This window comes from Microbacterium sp. AZCO, assembly GCF_039614715.1.
Classification (GTDB): Bacteria; Actinomycetota; Actinomycetes; order Actinomycetales; family Microbacteriaceae; genus Microbacterium.
In genome coordinates this window covers 322,547-341,993 of sequence record NZ_CP154857.1, presented here as the reverse complement: position 1 = coordinate 341,993, position 19,447 = coordinate 322,547, and the positions used below count along the sequence as shown (strand labels likewise).

20 protein-coding genes are annotated in these 19,447 nt (G+C 70.5%); 12 read left to right on the top strand and 8 right to left on the bottom strand.

All coding sequences use genetic code 11. The features are described 5' to 3' along the window. The first annotated feature begins 39 nt into the window (after nucleotides 1-39). Nucleotides 40-900 (top strand): DNA-formamidopyrimidine glycosylase family protein, encoded by an 861-nt coding sequence (locus tag AAIB33_RS01565; protein WP_345801819.1) that lies wholly within the window; start codon nucleotides 40-42, stop codon nucleotides 898-900. A 3-nt stretch (nucleotides 901-903) separates the two neighbouring features. Here AAIB33_RS01565 and glpK read toward each other — a convergent pair whose 3' ends face one another. Further along, entirely contained in the window at nucleotides 904-2,442 is a 1,539-nt protein-coding gene (glpK, locus tag AAIB33_RS01560) for a glycerol kinase GlpK (RefSeq protein WP_345801818.1), read from the bottom strand. Between the two features lie 183 nt (nucleotides 2,443-2,625). After that, a complete protein-coding gene (locus AAIB33_RS01555) occupies nucleotides 2,626-4,359 on the bottom strand; it encodes a glycerol-3-phosphate dehydrogenase/oxidase (RefSeq protein ID WP_345801817.1) in 1,734 nt (577 codons plus the stop codon). 113 nt (nucleotides 4,360-4,472) lie between these two features. Between AAIB33_RS01555 and AAIB33_RS01550 the strand changes: the two genes are divergently transcribed. The 7 genes from AAIB33_RS01550 (at nucleotide 4,473) to AAIB33_RS01520 (ending at nucleotide 11,322) form a co-directional block, all read left to right on the top strand. Further along, nucleotides 4,473-5,408 (top strand): sugar-binding transcriptional regulator, encoded by a 936-nt coding sequence (locus AAIB33_RS01550; protein WP_345803481.1) that lies wholly within the window; start codon nucleotides 4,473-4,475, stop codon nucleotides 5,406-5,408. Between the two features lie 295 nt (nucleotides 5,409-5,703). After that, on the top strand, nucleotides 5,704-6,789 hold the full coding sequence (gene ribD / locus AAIB33_RS01545) for a bifunctional diaminohydroxyphosphoribosylaminopyrimidine deaminase/5-amino-6-(5-phosphoribosylamino)uracil reductase RibD (RefSeq protein ID WP_345801816.1): 1,086 nt from the start codon (nucleotides 5,704-5,706) through the stop codon (nucleotides 6,787-6,789). Beyond that, nucleotides 6,789-7,460 (top strand): riboflavin synthase, encoded by a 672-nt coding sequence (locus tag AAIB33_RS01540; RefSeq protein WP_345801815.1) that lies wholly within the window; start codon nucleotides 6,789-6,791, stop codon nucleotides 7,458-7,460. Before ribD ends, AAIB33_RS01540 begins: the two co-directional genes overlap by 1 nt. Then, nucleotides 7,457-8,749 (top strand): GTP cyclohydrolase II, encoded by a 1,293-nt coding sequence (gene ribA / locus AAIB33_RS01535; RefSeq protein ID WP_345801814.1) that lies wholly within the window; start codon nucleotides 7,457-7,459, stop codon nucleotides 8,747-8,749. Before AAIB33_RS01540 ends, ribA begins: the two co-directional genes overlap by 4 nt. Then, entirely contained in the window at nucleotides 8,746-9,243 is a 498-nt protein-coding gene (gene ribH / locus AAIB33_RS01530) for a 6,7-dimethyl-8-ribityllumazine synthase (protein WP_345801813.1), read from the top strand. The genes ribA and ribH overlap by 4 nt, the downstream gene beginning before the upstream one ends. Nucleotides 9,244-9,274: 31 nt before the next feature. Then, complete coding sequence (locus tag AAIB33_RS01525) at nucleotides 9,275-9,628, top strand: Fe-S protein (RefSeq protein ID WP_345801812.1); 354 nt, start codon at nucleotides 9,275-9,277, stop codon at nucleotides 9,626-9,628. Nucleotides 9,629-9,837: 209 nt separating this feature from the next. Further along, on the top strand, nucleotides 9,838-11,322 hold the full coding sequence (locus AAIB33_RS01520; RefSeq protein WP_345801811.1) for an MFS transporter: 1,485 nt from the start codon (nucleotides 9,838-9,840) through the stop codon (nucleotides 11,320-11,322). A 54-nt stretch (nucleotides 11,323-11,376) separates the two neighbouring features. On the opposite strand, the gene AAIB33_RS01515 is transcribed toward AAIB33_RS01520, so the two are convergent. Continuing rightward, on the bottom strand, nucleotides 11,377-11,574 hold the full coding sequence (locus tag AAIB33_RS01515; protein WP_345801810.1) for a hypothetical protein: 198 nt from the start codon (nucleotides 11,572-11,574) through the stop codon (nucleotides 11,377-11,379). 343 nt (nucleotides 11,575-11,917) lie between these two features. Here AAIB33_RS01515 and AAIB33_RS01510 point away from each other — a divergent pair, with 343 nt between their 5' ends. After that, nucleotides 11,918-13,033, top strand: a complete 1,116-nt coding sequence (locus AAIB33_RS01510) for an LLM class flavin-dependent oxidoreductase (RefSeq protein ID WP_345801809.1) — start codon at nucleotides 11,918-11,920, stop codon at nucleotides 13,031-13,033. Between the two features lie 20 nt (nucleotides 13,034-13,053). Here the strand turns inward: AAIB33_RS01510 and AAIB33_RS01505 are convergent, their stop codons facing one another. Both AAIB33_RS01505 and AAIB33_RS01500 read right to left on the bottom strand, forming a co-directional pair. Next, nucleotides 13,054-13,932, bottom strand: a complete 879-nt coding sequence (locus AAIB33_RS01505) for an RNA polymerase sigma-70 factor (protein WP_345801808.1) — start codon at nucleotides 13,930-13,932, stop codon at nucleotides 13,054-13,056. Nucleotides 13,933-13,941: 9 nt separating this feature from the next. Beyond that, nucleotides 13,942-14,532, bottom strand: coding sequence for a carboxymuconolactone decarboxylase family protein (locus AAIB33_RS01500; protein ID WP_345801807.1), 591 nt, complete (start codon nucleotides 14,530-14,532; stop codon nucleotides 13,942-13,944). 216 nt (nucleotides 14,533-14,748) lie between these two features. On the opposite strand from AAIB33_RS01500, the gene AAIB33_RS01495 reads away from it, so the two are divergent. Both AAIB33_RS01495 and AAIB33_RS01490 read left to right on the top strand, forming a co-directional pair. Beyond that, a complete protein-coding gene (locus AAIB33_RS01495) occupies nucleotides 14,749-15,258 on the top strand; it encodes a hypothetical protein (protein WP_345801806.1) in 510 nt (169 codons plus the stop codon). Then, entirely contained in the window at nucleotides 15,255-15,530 is a 276-nt protein-coding gene (locus tag AAIB33_RS01490) for a hypothetical protein (protein WP_345801805.1), read from the top strand. The genes AAIB33_RS01495 and AAIB33_RS01490 overlap by 4 nt, the downstream gene beginning before the upstream one ends. A 4-nt stretch (nucleotides 15,531-15,534) precedes the next feature. Here AAIB33_RS01490 and AAIB33_RS01485 read toward each other — a convergent pair whose 3' ends face one another. Genes AAIB33_RS01485 through AAIB33_RS01475 form a run of 3 tightly spaced genes read right to left on the bottom strand, consistent with a single transcriptional unit; the run spans nucleotide 15,535 to nucleotide 18,181 of the window. Beyond that, on the bottom strand, nucleotides 15,535-16,362 hold the full coding sequence (locus tag AAIB33_RS01485; protein WP_345801804.1) for an ABC transporter permease: 828 nt from the start codon (nucleotides 16,360-16,362) through the stop codon (nucleotides 15,535-15,537). Beyond that, nucleotides 16,359-17,243 carry an ABC transporter permease gene (locus AAIB33_RS01480; RefSeq protein WP_345801803.1) on the bottom strand — a complete coding sequence of 295 codons (885 nt, stop codon included), beginning with the start codon at nucleotides 17,241-17,243 and terminating at the stop codon, nucleotides 16,359-16,361. The genes AAIB33_RS01485 and AAIB33_RS01480 overlap by 4 nt, the downstream gene beginning before the upstream one ends. After that, a complete protein-coding gene (locus AAIB33_RS01475) occupies nucleotides 17,240-18,181 on the bottom strand; it encodes an ATP-binding cassette domain-containing protein (protein ID WP_345801802.1) in 942 nt (313 codons plus the stop codon). Before AAIB33_RS01475 ends, AAIB33_RS01480 begins: the two co-directional genes overlap by 4 nt. A 105-nt stretch (nucleotides 18,182-18,286) precedes the next feature. Here AAIB33_RS01475 and AAIB33_RS01470 point away from each other — a divergent pair, with 105 nt between their 5' ends. Continuing rightward, nucleotides 18,287-19,420 (top strand): 5-methyltetrahydropteroyltriglutamate--homocysteine S-methyltransferase, encoded by a 1,134-nt coding sequence (locus tag AAIB33_RS01470; protein ID WP_345801801.1) that lies wholly within the window; start codon nucleotides 18,287-18,289, stop codon nucleotides 19,418-19,420. Nucleotides 19,421-19,447: the final 27 nt, after the last annotated feature.

Here is a 19,447-nt window from a genome sequence, read left to right as displayed (position 1 = left end):
CCCGGCCCCGGCGTCGGCGGGCCGTGCCAGGATGGGCGCATGCCCGAGATGCCTGAGGTGCAGGGGCTCGTCGACTTCCTGCGCGACCGCGTGACGGGCCTGACCATCACGCGCGTCTCGGTCGCGAACATCGCGGCGCTCAAGACGTACGACCCGCCCGTCCAGGCGCTTCAGGGCGCGGAGATCACCGGCGCCGCGCGGCACGGCAAGTTCCTCGACCTCTCCACAACGGGCCCCCATCTCGTGTTCCACCTCGCGAAGGCGGGCTGGCTGCGGTGGTACGACCAGCTGCCGACGACGATCATCAAGCCCGGCAAGACGCCGATCGCGCTGCGCGTCGGTCTGAGCGACGGCTCCGGGTTCGACCTGACCGAGGCCGGCACGAAGAAGTCGCTGGCGGTCTACGTCGCGCGGGAGCCGGGCGACGTTCCGGGCATCGCGCGGCTCGGACCGGACCCCCTCGATCCGGGCTTCGACCGCGACACCTTCGCGGGACTCCTCGCGGGGCGGCGCACGCAGATCAAAGGCGTGCTGCGCGACCAGGCGATCATCGCGGGCGTCGGCAACGCCTACTCCGACGAGATCCTGCATGCGGCGAAGATGTCGCCGTACGCGCTCGCCTCATCGCTCGCACCCGAGGACATCGACCGGCTCTACGCGGCGATGACGGAGACTCTCGCCGAGGCGCTGGGCGAGGCATCCGGAAAGCCTCCTGCCGAACTGAAGGACGCCAAACGGCGCGGGATGCAGGTGCACGGGCGGCGCGGCGAGGCGTGTCCCGTGTGCGGCGACACGGTGCGCAGCGTCTTCTTCGCGGACAACTCGCTGGAGTACTGCCCGACGTGCCAGACGGGCGGCAAGATCCTCGCCGACCGCCGGCTGTCGCGCCTGCTCAAATAGCGGTCACGACGCCATCGTGCCGGCCAGGATGCGGGCGTCGTCGTCGACCCAGTCGAGAGACTTCGACACGGCCTTGCGCCACATGCGGTAGCGCCGCTCGCGCTCGTCCTCGTCCATCGCCGGCTCGAAGCGCGCGTCTTCGCGCCAGTGCGCGCGCAGCTCATCGGTCGTGCTCCACACTCCGGTCGCGAGACCGGCGGCGTAGGCGGCGCCGAGCGCCGTCGTCTCGACGACCTCGGGGCGGACGACCGGCAGCCCGAGGACGTCGGCCTGGAACTGCATGAGCAGCGCGTTGCGCGTCATTCCGCCGTCGACGCGCAGCTCCGTCACGGCGCGGCCCGTGTCGCCCACGACGGCGTCGAGCACGTCCCGCGTCTGGAACGCCGTCGACTCGAGAGCCGCGCGGGCGATGTGCCCGCGATTGACGAAGCGCGTCATCCCGACCAGGGCTCCCCGCGCGTCCGGACGCCAGTACGGAGCGAACAGACCCGAGAACGCCGGTACGAAGTATGCCCCGCCCGAGTCGTCGACCGTCTTCGCGAGCGTCTCGACGTCCTCCGACCGCTCGATGATGCCGAGGTTGTCGCGCAGCCACTGCACGAGCGACCCCGTCACCGCGATCGAGCCCTCGAGAGCGTACCGGGCCGGCTCGTCGCCGCACCGGTACGCGACCGTCGTGATGAGCCCGTGCTGCGAGCGCACGATCTCGGTCCCGGTGCCCACGAGGAGGAAGTTGCCGGTGCCATAGGTGTTCTTCGACTCCCCCGCGTCGAACGCGGCCTGACCGAACGTCGCCGCCTGCTGGTCGCCGAGGATGCCCGCGATGGGCGCGCCGCTCGCGTAGCCGGGCAGCTGGGTGTCGCCGAGCACCTCGGACGACGAACGGATCTCCGGCATCATCGCGCGGGGGATGCCCCACAGCGCGAGGAGATCGTCGTCCCAGTCGAGGGTGTGGAGGTCCATGAGCAGCGTGCGGCTCGCGTTGGTGACGTCGGTGACGTGGATGCCGCCCCGGATTCCGCCGGTGAGGTTCCAGACGACCCACGTGTCGGGGGTGCCGAACAGGAGGTCGCCGGATTCCGCCGCTTCGCGGGCGCCGGAGACGTTCTCGAGGATCCACTGCACCTTCGAGGCGGAGAAGTAGGTCGCGAGCGGCAGGCCCGTCTGCGCGGCGAAGCGGTCGGTGCCGCCGTCGGCGGCGAGACGGTCGATGCGCTGCTGCGTGCGGGTGTCCTGCCAGACGATCGCGTTGGCGACAGGCCGGCCGGAGCGGCGGTCCCAGACGATCGCCGTTTCGCGCTGGTTGGTGACGCCGATGCCGGCGAGGTCGCCCGCGCCGATCCGCGCCTGCGAGAGCGCCGATGACAGGACCCACTCCGTGTTGGTCCAGATCTCCACGGGATCGTGCTCGACCCAGCCGGCCCGCGGGAAGATCTGCGCGTGCTCACGCTGAGCCGTCGAGACGACGGACCCCTTCGCGTCGAACACGATGGCACGGGTCGAGGTCGTGCCCTGATCGATCGCCAGCACGTGGTCGGCCACGTCGCCTCCTCTTCGTCGAGCGGGTTTCCGGTGCGGTGCCGGAGTCGATGGTCCGGCGCGCCGCGCCGGAGTCGGTCGTCGCGGCGGTGGGCGCCGGAACGGTGGTCCGGCGCGAGCGCCGGTTCGGGTCAGGCTACCGCGACGCGCGGGCGGACGCCCGGGAACGGCCGGACGACCGACCCCTCATCGCGATGTCGGGATGGATGCGGATGCCGCAGCCGGCCACGCCGGATCGGCGGCGTGCACGCGCGCGAGCCCGCGCTCGACCTCGAGCCGCCGCTTCTCGACGCTCCAGCCCAGGACGGGCGCGATCGCCTCGGCGACCTCGGCCGCCGACTCCGCGGTGACCGCTCCGGTGAAGGCGATGCTCGTCCGCCGCATCAGCATGTCGTCGAGATGGACGACGGCCTCCGTGCGGGCGAGGTGGCGCAGCTCGCCCGTCGAATAGGTGGGGAGGGTGCGCAGGGGCTCGTCGTCGTCGTCGATGGCGATGGCCTCGATGACGTCGGCCGCGACGGTGCCGTATCGGTCGAGCAGCACCTCCGCGCGCTCGAGTCCGTAGCCGCCTTCGTGCGTGGCGAGCCACTGCTTGCGCGTGCGCTCGGTCATCGGGTAGCCGCGTCCGCCGCCGATCGAGAGGCCACGGGTGGAGCGCACCCGCTGCCGGGAGAGGTGCTCGAGCACGCGGTCGGCGAGGTGCTCCGCCGACGCGCGGAACGTCGTCCACTTGCCGCCGACGAGGCTCAGCACCGTCGTGTCGGCGGTGCCCTTCAGCGGCGCCGACTCGACGCGGTAGTCGCGCGACACGAAGCCGGGAGCGACGTCGCCGTGACCCGGAAGCGGCCGCACGCCCGAGAACCGGTAGACGATCTGCGAGCGGTCGACGGCGACCTCGGGGAGGACGTTGGCGATGAGCTCGAGGAAGTAGTCGACCTCCTCCTCGGTGCACACGATCGGGTCGGCCATGTCGTGCTCGAGGTCGGTCGTGCCGACGAGCACGCGGCCCTTCAGCGGGTAGATCAGCACGATGCGCCCGTCGCTGTGCTCGAAGAACAGCTCGCGGCCGCCGGTCGCCTCGAGCAGCTCCGGGTTGTCGAGCACGATGTGCGAGCCCTTCGTGCCGCCCATGTACGAGGTCGGGTGGTCGATGGCCGCGTTCGTGAGGTCGGTCCACGGGCCCGATGCGTTGACGACGACGGATGCCGCGAACGGCGTCTCCGCACCTGTCTCGAGGTCGCGCAGCACGACCTTGCCGTCCTCGACGCGCGCCGCCGCCGTGTAGTTGACCGCCCGGGCGTGGTCACGGCCCGCCGCGAGGCCGTCGCGGAGCACGTCGAGCGCGAGGCGCTCGGGGTCGTGGAGCGAGGCATCCCAGTAGGTCGCCGTGTACTTGATGTTCGGGTTGAGCTGAGGCAGCTCTTCGAGCGAGCGCTTCCTCCCGTGGAACTCGTGCCGCGGCACCCGCCCGCCGCCGCGCGAGAACGAGTCGTAGATGACGAGCCCGACCTTGATGAGGGCGGCGCCGCGCTCGCGCGGCCTGCCGCCGCCGTGACGGAGGAACCGCAGCGGCGCGCTCAGCACGCCCGAGAAGGTCGTGTAGATGGGGATCGTTGTCTGCAGCGGACGCACGTAGTGCGGGGCGATGCGCAGGAGGGCGTTGCGCTCCGTGACGGCCTCGGAGACGAGACGGAACTCGCCGTTCTCGAGATACCGGATGCCGCCGTGGATCATGTGCGACGACGCGGCGGACGCGCCGCTGACGAAGTCGCCCCGCTCGACGAGGGCGACGTCGACGCCCTGCAGCGCGAGGTCGCGGAACGTCGCGAGGCCGTTGATGCCGCCCCCGACGATGAGGACGTCGGCGTACGGACGCTGCGCGAGGGCATCCGTCCCCCGCGGCGAAGTCGACGTGGTCATCGATCCCTGTCCTCTCTCGTGGCCTGCCCCCATCATCGCACCGCTGGAAGTACTTGCAGGCCATCTGCACATACGTGCACGATGGGTGGGTGGACCAGCTCAACGACGCGCGCATGATCGGTCGCGCCCTCACGGCGGCGCACCTCTACTACGTGCAGGACCGCACCATGGACGCGATCGCCCACGAGCTCGACACGTCGCGCTCCACCGTGTCGCGACTGCTCACCTACGCGCGGTCGACCGGGATCGTCGACATCCGCATCCGGTCGCCGTTCGCCGCACCCCAGCGACTCGAGGAGCGGCTCGCCGACCGCTACGGCGTCACGGCGCAGGTCGTGCCGGTGCCCGACGACACGACGGAGGTCGATCGGCTGCAGCGCGTCGCGGTCGCCGCCGGCCACGCACTGCTCGAGCTCGTGCACGACGACATGACGATCGGGGTCGCGTGGGGGTCGACGACCGAGGCCGTGAGCCGGCATCTCGTGCCGAAAGCCGTCCGTGGCACGACATTCGTGCAGCTCAACGGGTCCGGCAACACCCAGACGACCGGCATCCTGTACGCCAGCGAGATCCTGAGCCGCTTCGCCGCCGCCTACGAGGCGAGCGCCCAGCAGTTCCCCGTGCCGGCCTTCTTCGACGACCCGCAGACGAAGGAGGGCATGTGGCGGGAGCGCAGCACTCGGCGGATCCTCGACATGCAGGCGAGCATGGACCTCGTCGTCTTCAGCACGGGGTCGGCGGGGTCGCGGGTGCCGAGTCACGTGTACAGCGGCGGCTACCTCGAGGCCGACGAGCTCGATGAGCTCAGCGAGGAGGGCGTCGTGGGCGACATCGCGACGGTCTTCTTCCGGGCCGACGGGTCGAGCGACGGCATCGCGCTGAACGATCGTGCGACGGGCCCGACCCTCGAGCTCCTGCGTCGCGTGCCGCGGCGTCTGTGCATCGTCTCGGGGGTCTCGAAGCTCGCGAGCCTGCGAGGCGCGCTCGAGGCGCGCACGGCCACCGACCTGCTGGTCGACGAGGCGACAGCGCGCGCGCTCCTCGAGTGAACCCCACCGTGAGTCGTTCCATGTCAAGGAATGAATCGACGGATGCCGCGTTGACTACACTCAGAGCATCGACGTGCTCCGGGGTCGGTGAGAATCCGAACCGGCGGTGACAGTCCGCGAGCCGAGGCATCCGCTCCCCCAGGGAGCGGGCCGAGGCCGATCCGGTGGAATTCCGGGACCGACGGTGATGCAGTGCGCAAGCGCTGCGAGTCCGGATGGGAGGCAGCACGGGCGTCGCGTTGTGCGCACCCGCTTCCCCTGCCCCGGTTCTCTCGTGAGGCAGGCAGGAAGACGGATGACGGTGAACGACGCGGAAGAGCGCGCCATGCGGCGCGCACTCGCCATCGCGCGCAACGGTCCCCGCGGCATCAACCCGCAGGTGGGCGCAGTGCTGCTGTCGACCGCCGGAGACGTCCTGGCCGAGGGGTGGCACCGAGGGGCGAGCACGCCCCACGCCGAAGTCGACGCGCTCTCGAAGCTCGCCCCGGGAGCCGCGCGCGGCGCGACCGCGGTCGTGACCCTGGAGCCCTGCAACCACACCGGTCGCACCGGTCCCTGCGCCGATGCGCTCATCGCCGCCGGCGTCGCGCGGGTCGTGTACGCCGTCGACGACCCGGGCGACCATTCGTCGGGCGGCGGGGACAAGCTGCGCCAGGCGGGCGTCGACGTGGAGCGCGGCCTGCTCGGCGACGAGGGGCGGCGACTGCTCGAGTCCTGGCTGACCGTGCAGAGCCTCGGCCGTCCGCATGTCACCGTCAAATGGGCGCAGAGCCTCGACGGGCGGGCGGCGGCGGCCGACGGCACGAGTCAGTGGATCACCGGACCCGAAGCGCGCGCCGACGTGCACCGGCGCCGCGCACGGGCCGACGCCATCGTGGCCGGCACCGGCACCGTGCTCGCCGACGATCCCGCGCTGACGGCCCGCGATGCCGAGGGCGCACTGCTGCCTCATCAGCCTGTCCCGGTCGTGCTCGGTGTGCGGGGGGTGCCCGAGGACGCGGCCGTGCGGCGGCATCCCCTCCCCTTCCTCCAGTATTCGGGCGACGACCTGCGCGCGGCCCTCGCCGATCTGCGCGAGCGCGGCATCCAGAGCGTGTTCGTCGAGGGCGGCCCCACGATCGCGAGCGCGTTCGTTCGCGAGGGTCTCGCCGACGAGGTGCTGGCATACGTCGCACCGGTGCTGCTCGGCGGCGACCGCCTCGCCCTCGGCGACATCGGCGTCGCCTCGATCGATGAGGGCCGGCGCCTCCAGGTCGCCGCGATCGAGCGACTCGGCGATGACCTGCTCATCGTCGCCACGCCCAGCCGGAGTGCGCACGCCGTCACGGCGGCAGGCTCCCCCGGGCAGAGCACGAAGCACCACGAAGAAGGAGACGAGTGATGTTCACGGGCATCGTCGAGGAGATCGGCGAAGTGACCGAGGTGGCGCCGTCGGGTGACGGCGTCCGGCTGACGGTGCGCGCGCCGAAGGCCGTATCGGATGCCGGGCACGGCGACTCCATCTCGATCAGCGGCGTCTGCCTGACGGTCGTCGACCAGGGCGACGACTGGTTCACGGCCGACGTCATGAAGCAGACGCTCGACATGTCGACGCTCGCGGGCGTCGCCGCGGGCCGCGCCGTCAACGTCGAACGCGCGACGCAGGCGCACGGTCGCCTCGGCGGGCACATCGTGCAGGGGCATATCGACGGCACGGGCGAAGTGCTCGAGGTGCGACGCGGCGCCGAGTGGCGCGTGCTCCGCATCGGCCTCCCCGCCCACCTCGCACCGCTCGTCGTCGACAAGGGCTCGATCGCCGTCGACGGCGTCTCGCTCACCGTCAGCGCCGTCTCTCCGGCCTCGACGGCGGCGGCGTCTCCGCACTGGTTCGAGGTGTCGCTGATCCCCGAGACCCTCGAAGCGACGACCCTCGGCGCCCGCGGCGCCGGCGACGACGTCAACCTCGAGACCGACATCCTCGCGCGGCACGTGCAGCGCCTGGTCGCCTTCGGCCTCCCCGCATCGACTGACCCCGTGGCACCCGCCGCGGCAACGGAAGGAGGCTCCCGATGAGCCTTTCCACGATCCCCGACGCCCTGGAGTCCCTGCGCCAGGGCCGCCCCGTCATCGTCGCCGACGACGAGAACCGCGAGAACGAGGGCGACGTCGTCCTCTCGGCCGAGCTCGCGACGCCCGAGTGGGTGGCCTGGACGGTCCGCTGGTCGAGCGGCTTCATCTGCGCGCCCATGCCCGCCGAGTGGGCCGACCGTCTCGACCTGCCGCCGATGGTCGCGGTCAACGAGGACGCCCGCGGCACGGCCTACACCGTGAGCGTCGACGCCGCCGACCGCCAGTCGACCGGGATCAGCGCCTCCGACCGCGCGCACACCCTCAACGTGCTCGCCGACCCCGACTCCACGCCGACGAGCGTCATCCGTCCCGGCCACATCCTTCCGCTGCGGGCCGTCGACGGCGGCGTGCGCGAGCGCGGAGGCCACACCGAGGCCGCTGTCGAGCTCACGCGCCTGGCGGGGCTCAAGCCGGTCGGCGCGATCGCCGAGATCGTCGCCGAGGACGGGTCGATGATGCGCCTGCCCGGGCTGATCGAGCTCGGCAAGCGTGACGGCGTGCCCGTCATCACGATCGAGCAGCTCATCGCCTACCTCGAGGAGAACGAGCCGCTCGAGGCCCCTGCGAATGCCGCGCACAAGCGCCGCGTCAGCCTGCGCGCCGAGGCGAACGTGCCGACCTCGCACGGGCAGTTCCGGCTTCTCGCCTACAAGGACCGCATGACCGGCACCGACCACGTCGCGATCGTCTCGGGCGAGCTCGCCGAGGAGGCGCCGCTCGTGCGCGTGCACTCCGAGTGCCTGACGGGCGAGGCGTTCGGCTCGCTCAAGTGCGAGTGCGGCCCCCAGCTCGAGGCCGCCCTCGACGCGATCGAGCAGGACGGCGGCGTCGTCATCTACATGCGCGGTCACGAGGGTCGCGGCATCGGCCTCATCAACAAGCTGCGCGCGTACAGCCTGCAGGAGCGCGGCCTCGACACGGTCGACGCCAACCTCGCCCTCGGCCTTCCGGCCGACGCGCGCGACTACGCGGCGGCGGCCGGTATCCTCGCGGATCTCGGCGTGGACAAGGTGCGCCTGCTCACGAACAACTCCGACAAGGTGAACCAGCTCCGCGAGCTCGGGCTCGACATCGTCGAGCAGGTGCCGCTCCTCGTGGGCGTCGGCCCGAACAATCACCAGTACCTGGCCACCAAGCGCGACCGCATGGGCCACATCATCGACGAGCAGGAGCTCAGCGAGGCTCTCGCCCAGATGAAGGAGTCGCACCTGACCGGAGGAGCAACCGCATGAGCGGCAAAGGCGCACCCATCGTCGGCGGAACGGATGCCACGGGGCTCGACATCGTCGTGATCGCGGGCACCTGGCACGACGTCATCACCGACGGCCTCATCGCCGGCGCCGAGCGGACGCTCGAGGCGGCGGGAGCGGACTGGCGGCTCGTGCGCGTGCCCGGGTCGTTCGAGCTCCCCGTGGCGGCGAAGGCGGCACTGGATGCCGGCGCCGACGCCGTCGTGGCGCTCGGCGTCATCATCCGCGGCGGCACGCCGCACTTCGACTTCGTGTCCAACGCCGCGACCGACGGACTCACGCGCGTCGCGCTCGACACGGGCAAGCCGGTCGGCTTCGGCGTGCTCACCCTCGACGACGAGCAGCAGGGGATCGACCGGGCGGGTCTGCCCGGCTCGAAGGAGGACAAGGGCGCCGAGGCGGCGGATGCCGCCATCCGCACGGCGCTGGTCCTCCGGGAACTGCGGGAGGCCCGTCGGCGTCCCGCGGGGTTCTGACCTTCAGCATTACATAAGGTAGCCTGGGCGCATGGAAATCCTGCGCCATGTCGTCCTGCTCGTCCACCTCACCGGTTTCGCGATCCTGTTCGGCGCATGGGTCGTCGAGCTCGTCAGCCGACGCCGTCAGGTCACTCGTCTCATGGAGTGGGGCCTCGCGATCGCGGGTGTCGCCGGCCTCATCCTCGCCGCCCCGTGGGGCATCGACTACGAGCTCAACTACGTCAAGATCGGCGTCAAGCTCGTCATCCTGCTCGTCATCGGCGCGCTGCTGGGAATCGGCATGGGCCGCCAGAAGAAGACGGGCTCCGTGCCCCCCGCGATCTTCTGGTCGATCGGCATCCTCACCTTCGCCAACGCGGCGATCGCGGTGCTCTGGCGCTGACCCCGACCCACACAGCACGAACAAGGCGGGCCCATCCGGGCCCGCCTTCTTCATGCGCCGGTAAACTCGGAAAACGTCTGCCCGGCGACTCCGCCGCGGCATCCGGTGACCCAGCGTCGAGCCGCCCGCTGCGTCACCCCTGCTCCGGGCGCCCGCCACCGGTGCGTCCCACGAGGACCCGTCACTTCCGTCACGACACCAGGTTCCTCATGTCACGCACACTCACCACATCGGCTCCCGCATCCCTCGGTCCCGTCAATCCGCGCTCGCGCGTCATCACCGCGAGCCTCGTCGGCACCACGATCGAGTTCTACGACTTCTACGTCTACGCGACGGCGGCCGTGCTCGTCTTCCCCGTCCTCTTCTTCCCCACCGGCAACGACACGACGGCGCTCCTCGCCTCGTTCGGCGTGTTCGGCGCGGCCATGATCGCGCGACCCCTCGGCGCCATCGTGTTCGGCCACTTCGGCGACCGGTTCGGCCGCAAGGCCACGCTCGTGGCATCCCTCCTCGTCATGGGGATCGCGACGTTCCTCATCGGCTGCCTCCCCACCTACAACGACATCGGCTGGTGGGCGGCACTCCTCCTCCTCATCCTCCGCCTCGCGCAGGGCTTCGCCCTCGGCGGCGAGTGGTCGGGGGCGGCGCTCGTCGCCACCGAGAACGCGCCCGCGGGCAAGCGGGCGTGGTACGGCACCTTCCCGCAGCTCGGCGCCCCGCTGGGCTTCATCATCGCCAACGGCATCTTCCTCGGCATCAACTTCCTGCTGCCGCACCCCGACGGGGCGGCCCAGCGCTCGGAGGCGTTCCTCGCGTGGGGCTGGCGGGTGCCGTTCCTCTTCTCGGCCGTCATGGTCATCATCGGCCTGTGGGTGCGGCTGCGCCTCGTCGAGTCCGAGACGTTCGCGAAGGCGGAGCAGAAGGGTGCGATCCGCAAGTTCCCGCTCGGCGTCGTCATCCGGCACCACTGGAAGGAGCTCATCCTCGGCACGTTCATCATGCTGGCGACGTACGTGCTGTTCTACCTGATGACGAACTTCACGCTGTCGTACGGCACGAAGGCCGCGAGTGTCGATGTGGCGTCCGCCGCGGCGGCGGCTCAGGCGGAGGCGGCGGGCAAGACCTTCGACGCGACGGCGTTCGCGGCGCAGTTCTACCCCGGCCTCGGCTTCGGCTACACCGACTTCGTCATCATGCAGATCATCGGCGTCGTGTTCTTCGGCATCTTCACGCTGCTGTCGGGACCGATCGCCGACGCGATCGGCCGCCGCAAGCTGCTCATCTGGGTGACGAGCCTCATCATCGTGTTCGGTCTGACGTTCAACCTGTTCCTGCTGCCGCAGGCCGACCCGAAGTTCACCGGCGCGATGGTGCAGGCGTTCCTCGTCTTCGGGTTCATGCTCATGGGATCGACCTTCGGGCCGATGGGCGCTGTGCTGCCCGAGCTGTTCCCCACGAACGTCCGCTACTCCGGCTCGGCGATCTCGTACAACGTGTCGTCCATCCTCGGGGCGGCGCTCGCGCCGATCGTCGCGGTGGCTCTCTGGGCCGCGACGGGCGGTTCACCCTGGCTCGTCGGACTGTATCTGTCGGCCATGGCGGTGCTGACGCTCATCGCGCTCCTCTTCTCGAAGGAGACGAAGGACGTCGACTACGACGACAACCTGGGCGTCGGAGCGACCGGCTCGCTCTGACGACACTCAGGAGAGTGGATGCCGCGGCCCGGTCGGGTCGCGGCATCCGTCGTCTCAGGGGTTCGTCGCCTCGGAGTCGTCAGGGGGATCGCCGGCGCCGTCGGACGACTCCGGGCCGGTCACGGGATCGAGATCCCGGCCGGACTCCGCCTCGGCGGCGGCCTGACGGACCTCGTCGGTGACGGCGTCGGTCGGCGAGCCGCCGTCGGGGCGGGCGTCGTCGGAGTGGTGTGCGTGCGGTGCGTTCGACATTCGTGCTCCTTCGTTCCTGCCCGACTCTCGTCCGGCCGCGTCGGCGGGAGAACCCGGTTGACACGCGCATGCGCGGGTGCCGAGGAGGCCGCCTCTGTGCGTGCGAGACCGTGCCGGATCACGGCAGGCTGTGACGACACGCCGCGTGTCGGACCCGATTCGACCTCAGCAGCCCCAGGCAGCCGGAGTTCCGCACGCTGCCGGGGCGTCACGTGGCGTCACGCGGGGGGCGTCACCGGCGACACCGGGCGCGGGCGTCACACGGCGACACGCGGCCGAAGACCGGGCCGCGGCCGGTCGTAGAGTGAGGCGGCGCCGGCGGCCGGCGCGGACGGGAGCGGTCATGGTGGCATCGGCATCGAGGGTCGTCCTCGACTGGTTCCTGCCGCTCACGGGCGACTCGCGCACCAACCTCGCGCTCGGGAGCGCGACCGACAACGACCCCGCGCGGCTGCACGCGGCATCCCGCCGGCCGACGCTCGACTACCTGAGCCAGATCGCCCGCGCGTCCGAGCACCTCGGCTTCGAGTCGGTGCTCGTGCCGACGGGAGGCGGCAACGAGGAGAGCTGGACGATCGCGACCGCTCTCACCCAGCACACACGCCGGCTGGAGTACCTCGTCGCGGTGCGGCCGGGACTCGTCTCGCCGACGCTGCAGGCGCAGGTGACGGCGAGCTTCCAGAACGTGAGCGACGGGCGTCTGCGCATCAACGTCGTCGCGGGCGGAGAGGATGCCGAGCAGCGCCGGTTCGGCGACCGCATCGGGCACGACGGACGCTACGCCCGCGCCGCCGAGTACCTCGAGGTGCTCACCCGGCTCTGGACGGGTGAGCGCGTCACGCACCACGGCGATTTCTTCGACATCGAGGATGCCTACATCCCCGCGATCTCGACGGTGCCCGAGATCTACCTCGGCGGGTCGTCGGACGCCGCGATCGCGGTCGCCGCGGAGCACGCCGACGTCTATCTCACGTGGGGCGAGCCGCCCGCACAGGCCGGCGAGAAGATCGCGCGCGTGGCGGAGCGCGCGGCGGCCCGAGGGCGCACACTGCGCTACGGCATCCGTCTGCACGCCATCGCCCGGCCGACCTCCGACGAGGCGTGGGCGGTCGCCGATGCGCTGATCGCGGGGCTGGACCCCGCGGTCGTGGCGGACCGGCGCGCGGCCTTCGCGGCCTCGGGCTCGGTCGGACAGCAGCGCCAGTTCGCCCTCACGAACGGCGGCACGTCGCGCGCCGAGCTCGAGATCCATCCCGGCCTGTGGGCGGGCGCCTCGCTCGTGCGCGGCGGCGCCGGCACGGCGCTCGTCGGCAGCTACACCGAGGTCGCCGATCTCATCGAGGAGTACCGCGCCGTCGGCTTCTCGGAGTTCGTGCTCTCGGGATACCCGCACCTCGAAGAGGCGTACTGGTTCGGCGAGGGCGTGCGCCCCGAGCTCGCCCGGCGCGGCCTCCTCTGACCCCGCGCAGACCGTGACCCTCAGCGGAGGAGAGCGGCCTCCTCCGCGAGCCCACCGAGCTTGTCGGGGTTGGCGATCGAGTAGATGCGGGTGATGCGACCCGCCTCGACGGTGAGGCTGACGACCCCGACGAGCTGCCCGTCCACCTCCATGCGGATCCCGCGCTGCCCGTTGACCCACGTCGTGCTCGCCCGCACGACTCCCCCTGCCTTCGCCAGCCCGCCCACGAGGTACCGGGCCAGGCGCTCCGCACCCACGATCGGGTGACGCGCGGCCCCGCGCACCTTCCCGCCGCCGTCCGCGACGGACACGACGTCGGGCGCGAGCACGTCCATCAGCCCCTGCAAGTCGCCCGTGTTGAGGGCCGCGACCATGCGGCCGACCACATCCTCGAACTCCGACCGCTCGACCCGGACGCGGGGCCGACGCGCGGCGACGTGCTCCTTCGCGCGGTGCGCGATCTGCCGGACGGTCGCGGGACTGCGGCCCACGGCATCCGCGATCTCGTCGTAGGGAAGGTCGAACACCTCGCGCAGCACGAAGACGGCTCGCTCCGCGGGTCCGAGCGTCTCGAGGACAGTGAGCATCGCGATCGACACGTTGTCGGCGAGCTCCACATCGTCGGCCACGTCGGGGCTCGTGAGGAGCGGCTCGGGGAGCCACTCCCCGACGTACTCCTCACGCCGGCGCGAGACCGTCCGCAGGTGATTGAGCGCCTGCCGCGTCACGATCCGCACGAGGTACGCACGCGGCTCGCGGATCTCGGTCTGGTCGACGGCTGCCCAGCGCAGCCACGACTCCTGCAGTACGTCCTCCGCGTCGGCCGCCGAGCCGAGCAGCTCGTACGCGACCGTGAACAACAGACCCCGATGGAGGACGAACGGGTCGTCGCTGCTCATGGAGGGAGCCTACGCGCGCTCGGCGACGGCCGACCGCTGGGCGAGCGGCGCGAGCCCGCACGCGTCCGCGAACTGCTCGGAGTGGATGCCGAGCGCGAGGTTCATGCGAGCCGTCATGTTCATGAATGCGACGCGGGCCGCAAGTTCGACGACCGCGGCGGGTCCGAGATCGGCGACCAGCGCGTCGGAGAGCTCGTCGGTGACGGCGGGCGGCGTCTGGCTCGCGTCCTCCGCGTACTGCATGACCCGGCGCTCGAGCGGTGTGAACAGGGTCGACTCCCGCCAGCACGGCACTTCGCGCACCTTCGCCTCGTCGAGTCCCCGGCCGTGGGACATGAAGTAGTTGAAGTCGAGGCAGAAGCTGCAGCCGATCGTCGCCGCCGACGCCATCGCGGCATAGACGGCGAGGGCGGGGTCGAGCTCCTTCCAGTGCTCGACCTTCTGGCCGATCGCCATGGAGTCCCTCATGATGGCGCGGTGGTTCCAGAGGACACCCATCGACTCGGGCACCTTGCCGACCATCCGGCGGGACACGATCTTGACGAGTGCGCCATAGGCGCCGGTGACGGGGATTGGGCGGATGCGGGTGTGGCCGGACATGTCGGTCTCCTTTTCTGTCGTTCGACATGAGGACACCGGTGACCCGCAGGATGTGACATCTCGGAGGAATTCCTCGTCTGCCCGTCGGAGAATTCCCCCATCGTCGGAGCGCTTCGCTCGAAAGATCCGAGGATGGGCCGATTCTCCGACGTTCGGTTGACATCGGCGCGCGGGAGGCCGGAGGGTGAGGGGAGACGTCGAAGGGAACCTCGCCAGGTGTCAGACACTCAGACCGCGCCGCACGAGCGCACGGACTCGGACCTCCCGGGTGCGCCGATCATCACGCGGATCGGGCGGCTCGCCAGCACCGCCGTCATTGCAGGCACGGCCTACGCCATGTTCACGCAGGCGACGAAGGGGTACTGCGCGGGAGGCACGGACGGCACAGGCGGCTACGTCGACGCGAGCGGAGCCGCGACCGACATCGCACCGCAGTGCTACGAGCTCACGATGCACGCCAGCCCGCTCAATCTGATCGCGATCGCGCTCATCGTCGTCCTCGCGATCGGCCGGGTCCTGAAGGCCGAGACCGTCGCAGGCGCCCTGCGCACCCTCGATCGTGCCCGCTACCTGATCATCGCCATCGCCGGAGTATCGCTCGTCGTCGCGCAGGTGTGGTTCTGGCTCATCCCGCTCGACTCCGTCGAATCCGGCAGCTACACGGTCTTCTACCCCGCCCCGTTCGCGATGGTGAATCTCGAGACGACGCCGATGGTCACGCCGTGACCTCTGCGTCAGCGGATCGCACGAGGATCGCGATGCGGCTCGTCGTCGCGGCATCCGCCGTGCTCGTCGTCGTCGGGATGGCGATGGCGCTGCTCGCCGAGCAGCAGGCGGCATTCGGCTGGTTCGCCTACGCGCCGCTGAGCCAGACGGTGTTCGTCCCGGGACTGGGCATCTGGCCGCAGACAGTGTGGTGGCTCGCGCTCACCGGTGTCGGTCTCCTCGGCCTCGGCTTCGGCGTCGGGTGGCTCGTCGCCGCCCGCCGCGCCCGCTAGCGTCTCAGTCCAGGAAGAGCGCCCGCAGCCGCTTCGTCGTGAAGACGAGACCGACGGCGATCATCACGACGTAGTAGATGACGTGCCAGATCATGGCGGTCGTCATGACGCCGGTCGTGAGGCCGCGGACGAGCTCGACGCCGTGCCAGAGCGGGAGGGCCATCACGATCGTCTGCACCCACTCCGGGTACACCGTGATCGGATAGAGCGTCGCCGAGAACAGGAACATGGGCAGCAGCACGAAGTTGATCCAGTCCATCTGCTGGAACGTCTTCATGTAGCTCGTCACCGCCATGCCGAGCGCCGCGAAGCCGAAGGCGATGAGCAGCACCGCCGGGATCGCGAGGATCGCCGTGGGAGCGAGGTTGAGCCCGAGGATCTGCATGACGATCATGAAGCCCGTCGCGTAGAGCAGGCCGCGCAGCAGCGCATACAGGATCTCGCCCAGCGCGACGTCGAGCGGTCCGAGCGACGTCGCGAGCATGCCCTCGTAGAGCTTGCCGTAGTTGAGCTTGAAGAAGACGTTCCACGTCGAGTCGTAGAGCGCGCCGTTCATCGCGGAGGTCGCGAGCAGGGCGGGCGCGATGAAGGCGGCATAGGAGACCTCGACGCCATCGGCCGTCGGCACGTCGCCGATGAGCGATCCGAGACCCAGGCCCATCGAGGCGAGGTAGAAGACGGGCTCGAAGAAGCCCGACAGCACGACCACCCAGCTCGACGACCGCGCGGCGATGAGCCCGCGCTGCACCACTGCGCCGGGGTTGCCGGCCCAGAGCGCGCGCACGCTGCCGCGCCGGGGCGGGGCATCCATCCTCGTCGTGACCGCGGTCATTTCGCGAGCCTCCTCGTGAAGACCCGCCGAGCGGCGACGAAGCCGCCGACAGCGAGCGCGAGCAGATACGCCAGGTGCACCCACGACATCGGCTCCGCGGCCCACGACCCGTACGTGACGGTGCGGCCGAGCTCAGTCGCGTGCCACAGCGGCGAGATCCAGCCGATCCACTGCAGCCACAGCGGCAGGTTGGCGAGCGGATAGAACGTGCCCGAGAACAGGAACATCGGCATGAAGATGAACCGCTGCACGAGTGCGAACTGGCCGCGGTCGTCTTCGAGGGAGGCGGCGTAGGCCATGAGCGGGGCGCCGAACGAGATGCCCGCGAGCACTCCGATGGGGATCATGAGCCATGCGGTGCCGGGCGAGGTCTCGCCGGGATGCAGCCACGCGAAGAAGATCCAGATGAAGAGGTAGTACAGGCCCACGGTGAGGAGCATGCGGGCCGCGGCGCCTAGGAGGACGCCCGCCGCGATCTGCGGCGACGACAGCGCCGATGCGTTGAAGCCGAAGAAGTACCGACGCCACTTGAAGCCCGCCATGACGGGGTAGGAGAACTCCTCTGAGGCGACCGATATCGCCGCCGTCATGAGCAGCGCGGGCGCGACGAACAGGAGGTAGGGCACCTCCATGCCGCGGTCGTCGATCGGCGCCTGGATGAGCGCGGCGAGGCCTGCCGCGAGCCCGAGGAGGTAGATGATCGGCTGGCCGAGCGCGCCGACGATGGCCGTCCAGCCGTACGCCCGCAGGGCGCGGATCCAGTGCTCGGTGACGTACAGCGTGCCGCGACGGCGGGGCTTGCGGCCCCACTCCATCGCCTCGGCCCGCAGCTCGTCGAGCGTCGGCTGGGTGATCGCGGTCGGATGGTCGGCGGCGCTCATTCGATCAGCGACCTTCCCGTGAGCCGCAGGAAGACGTCTTCGAGCGACGAGCGGCGGACGAGCGAAGTGAGCGGCTCGAAGCCGAGCGCCGTGATGCGCTCGAGGGCCTTCTCGCCGTTGTCGGTGTACACGAGGATGCGGTCGGGCAGCACCTCGAGCCGGTCCCCGATGCCGGCGAGCTGCGGTGCGACCTGCTCGTTGCGGTCGGAGCCGAACCGCACCTCGAGCACTTCCCGGCTCGAGTGCTCGCGGATGAGGGACGCGGGCGTGCCCTCGGCCATGATGCGGCCCTTGTCGACGACGACGAGGCGGTCGCATAGCTGCTCGGCCTCGTCCATGTAGTGGGTCGTGAGCACGAGCGTCGTGCCGCGCTCCTTCAGCCGGAACAGGCGATCCCACAGCACGTGCCGCGCCTGCGGGTCGAGGCCCGTCGTCGGCTCGTCGAGCAGCAGGATGCGCGGGTCGTTGATGAGTCCGCGCGCGATCGTGAGGCGACGCTTCATGCCACCCGACAGCTGGTCGACCTTGCTCTTGGCCTTGTCTTCGAGCGCCGCGAAGGCGAGCAGCTCGTCGGCCTTCTCATGACAGACCTTGCTCGGCAGGCCGAAGTAGCGGCCGTAGATGAAGAGGTTCTCGCGCGCGTTGAGCTCGCCGTCGAGGTTGTCCTGCTGCGGCACGACGCCGAGGCGCGACCGGATCTCGGGACCGTACTGGTCGGGGTCGAGGCCGAGGATCGTCAGATCGCCGCGGGTGCGGCTCGAGACGGCGCCGATCATCTTCATCGTCGTCGACTTGCCGGCGCCGTTGGGGCCGAGCAGGCCGAACGACTCTCCGGGCGCGACCTCGAACGACAAGCCGTCGACGGCGAGGAAGTCGGGCTTGCCCTTGACTTTGTAGGCCTTCACGAGGTTGTTCGCTTCGATCACGGGGGCAGGCACCGGACCACACTATCCCCGGCCTCGGACACCGGCGCGGGGCATCCATCGTGACCATCTGTGACGGATCACTAGGCACAGAGGTATCGACGTGACTACGATCTCGGGGTGACCCACGACAGCTCCGCCCTGACCCAGCGCGCCCCGTATCGCGCCGACATCGTGGGAAGCTTCCTGCGACCGGCCGCCGTCGCCGAGGCGCGGCGCCGCCACGCCGACGGCGAGCTGTCGGCGGACGAGCTCCGCGGGATCGAGGATGCCGCGATCGCGGACCTCGTCGCCAAGGAGCGGGATGCCGGACTCCAGCTCGCCACCGACGGCGAGTTCCGCCGATCGTGGTGGCACTTCGACTTCTTCGGGCTGCTCGACGGCGTCGACATCGTCGAGCTGGATCACGGCATCCAGTTCCAGGGCGTGCAGACAAAGCCCCGGGGCGTGCACGTGTCAGGCCCCATCCGGTTCAACGACGCGCACCCCTTCCTCGCGCACTTCCGCTTCCTCAAGGAGCAGGCAGACCGGGCCGGAGTGACGCCGAAGTTCACGGTCCCCGCGCCGACCGTGCTCGACTTCCGCGTCGAGCCGGGCCACATCGCCGCGTCGGCGTACGACGGGCACGCGGCGATCGCCGACGACCTCGTGCAGGCATACCGCGACGCCGTGCAGGCCTTCTACGACGCCGGCGCGCGGTACCTGCAGTTCGACGACACCGCGTGGGCCTACCTGTGCAGCGACGTCGAGCTGGAGAAGGCTCGGGAGCGCGGGATCGACACCGAAGGCATCGCCGAGCGCTACGCGACGCTGCTCAACCGCGTGCTCGACGGCAAGCCCGACGACCTCACCGTCACGACCCACGTGTGTCGCGGCAACTTCCGCTCGACGTGGATCTCGTCGGGCGGCTACGAGCCGGTCGCCGAGCAGCTGCTGGGCGTGACGAACTACGACGGCTACTTCCTCGAGTACGACAGCGAGCGCGCCGGCGGCTTCGAGCCGCTGCGCTTCCTGCCGAAGGGCGACAAGCGCGTCGTGCTGGGCCTCATCACGACGAAGTCGGGCGAGCTCGAAGACGCCGACGTCGTGAAGCGCCGCATCGACGAGGCCGCCGAGTTCGCGCCGCTCGACCAGCTCGCGCTCAGCCCCCAATGCGGATTCGCCTCGACGGAGGAGGGCAACCTCCTCACCGAGGACGAGCAGTGGGCGAAGATCCGCCGCGTCGTCGACATCGCCGGCGACGTCTGGAAGTAGCCGCCTCGCGTCAGTCCCCCTGAGGGT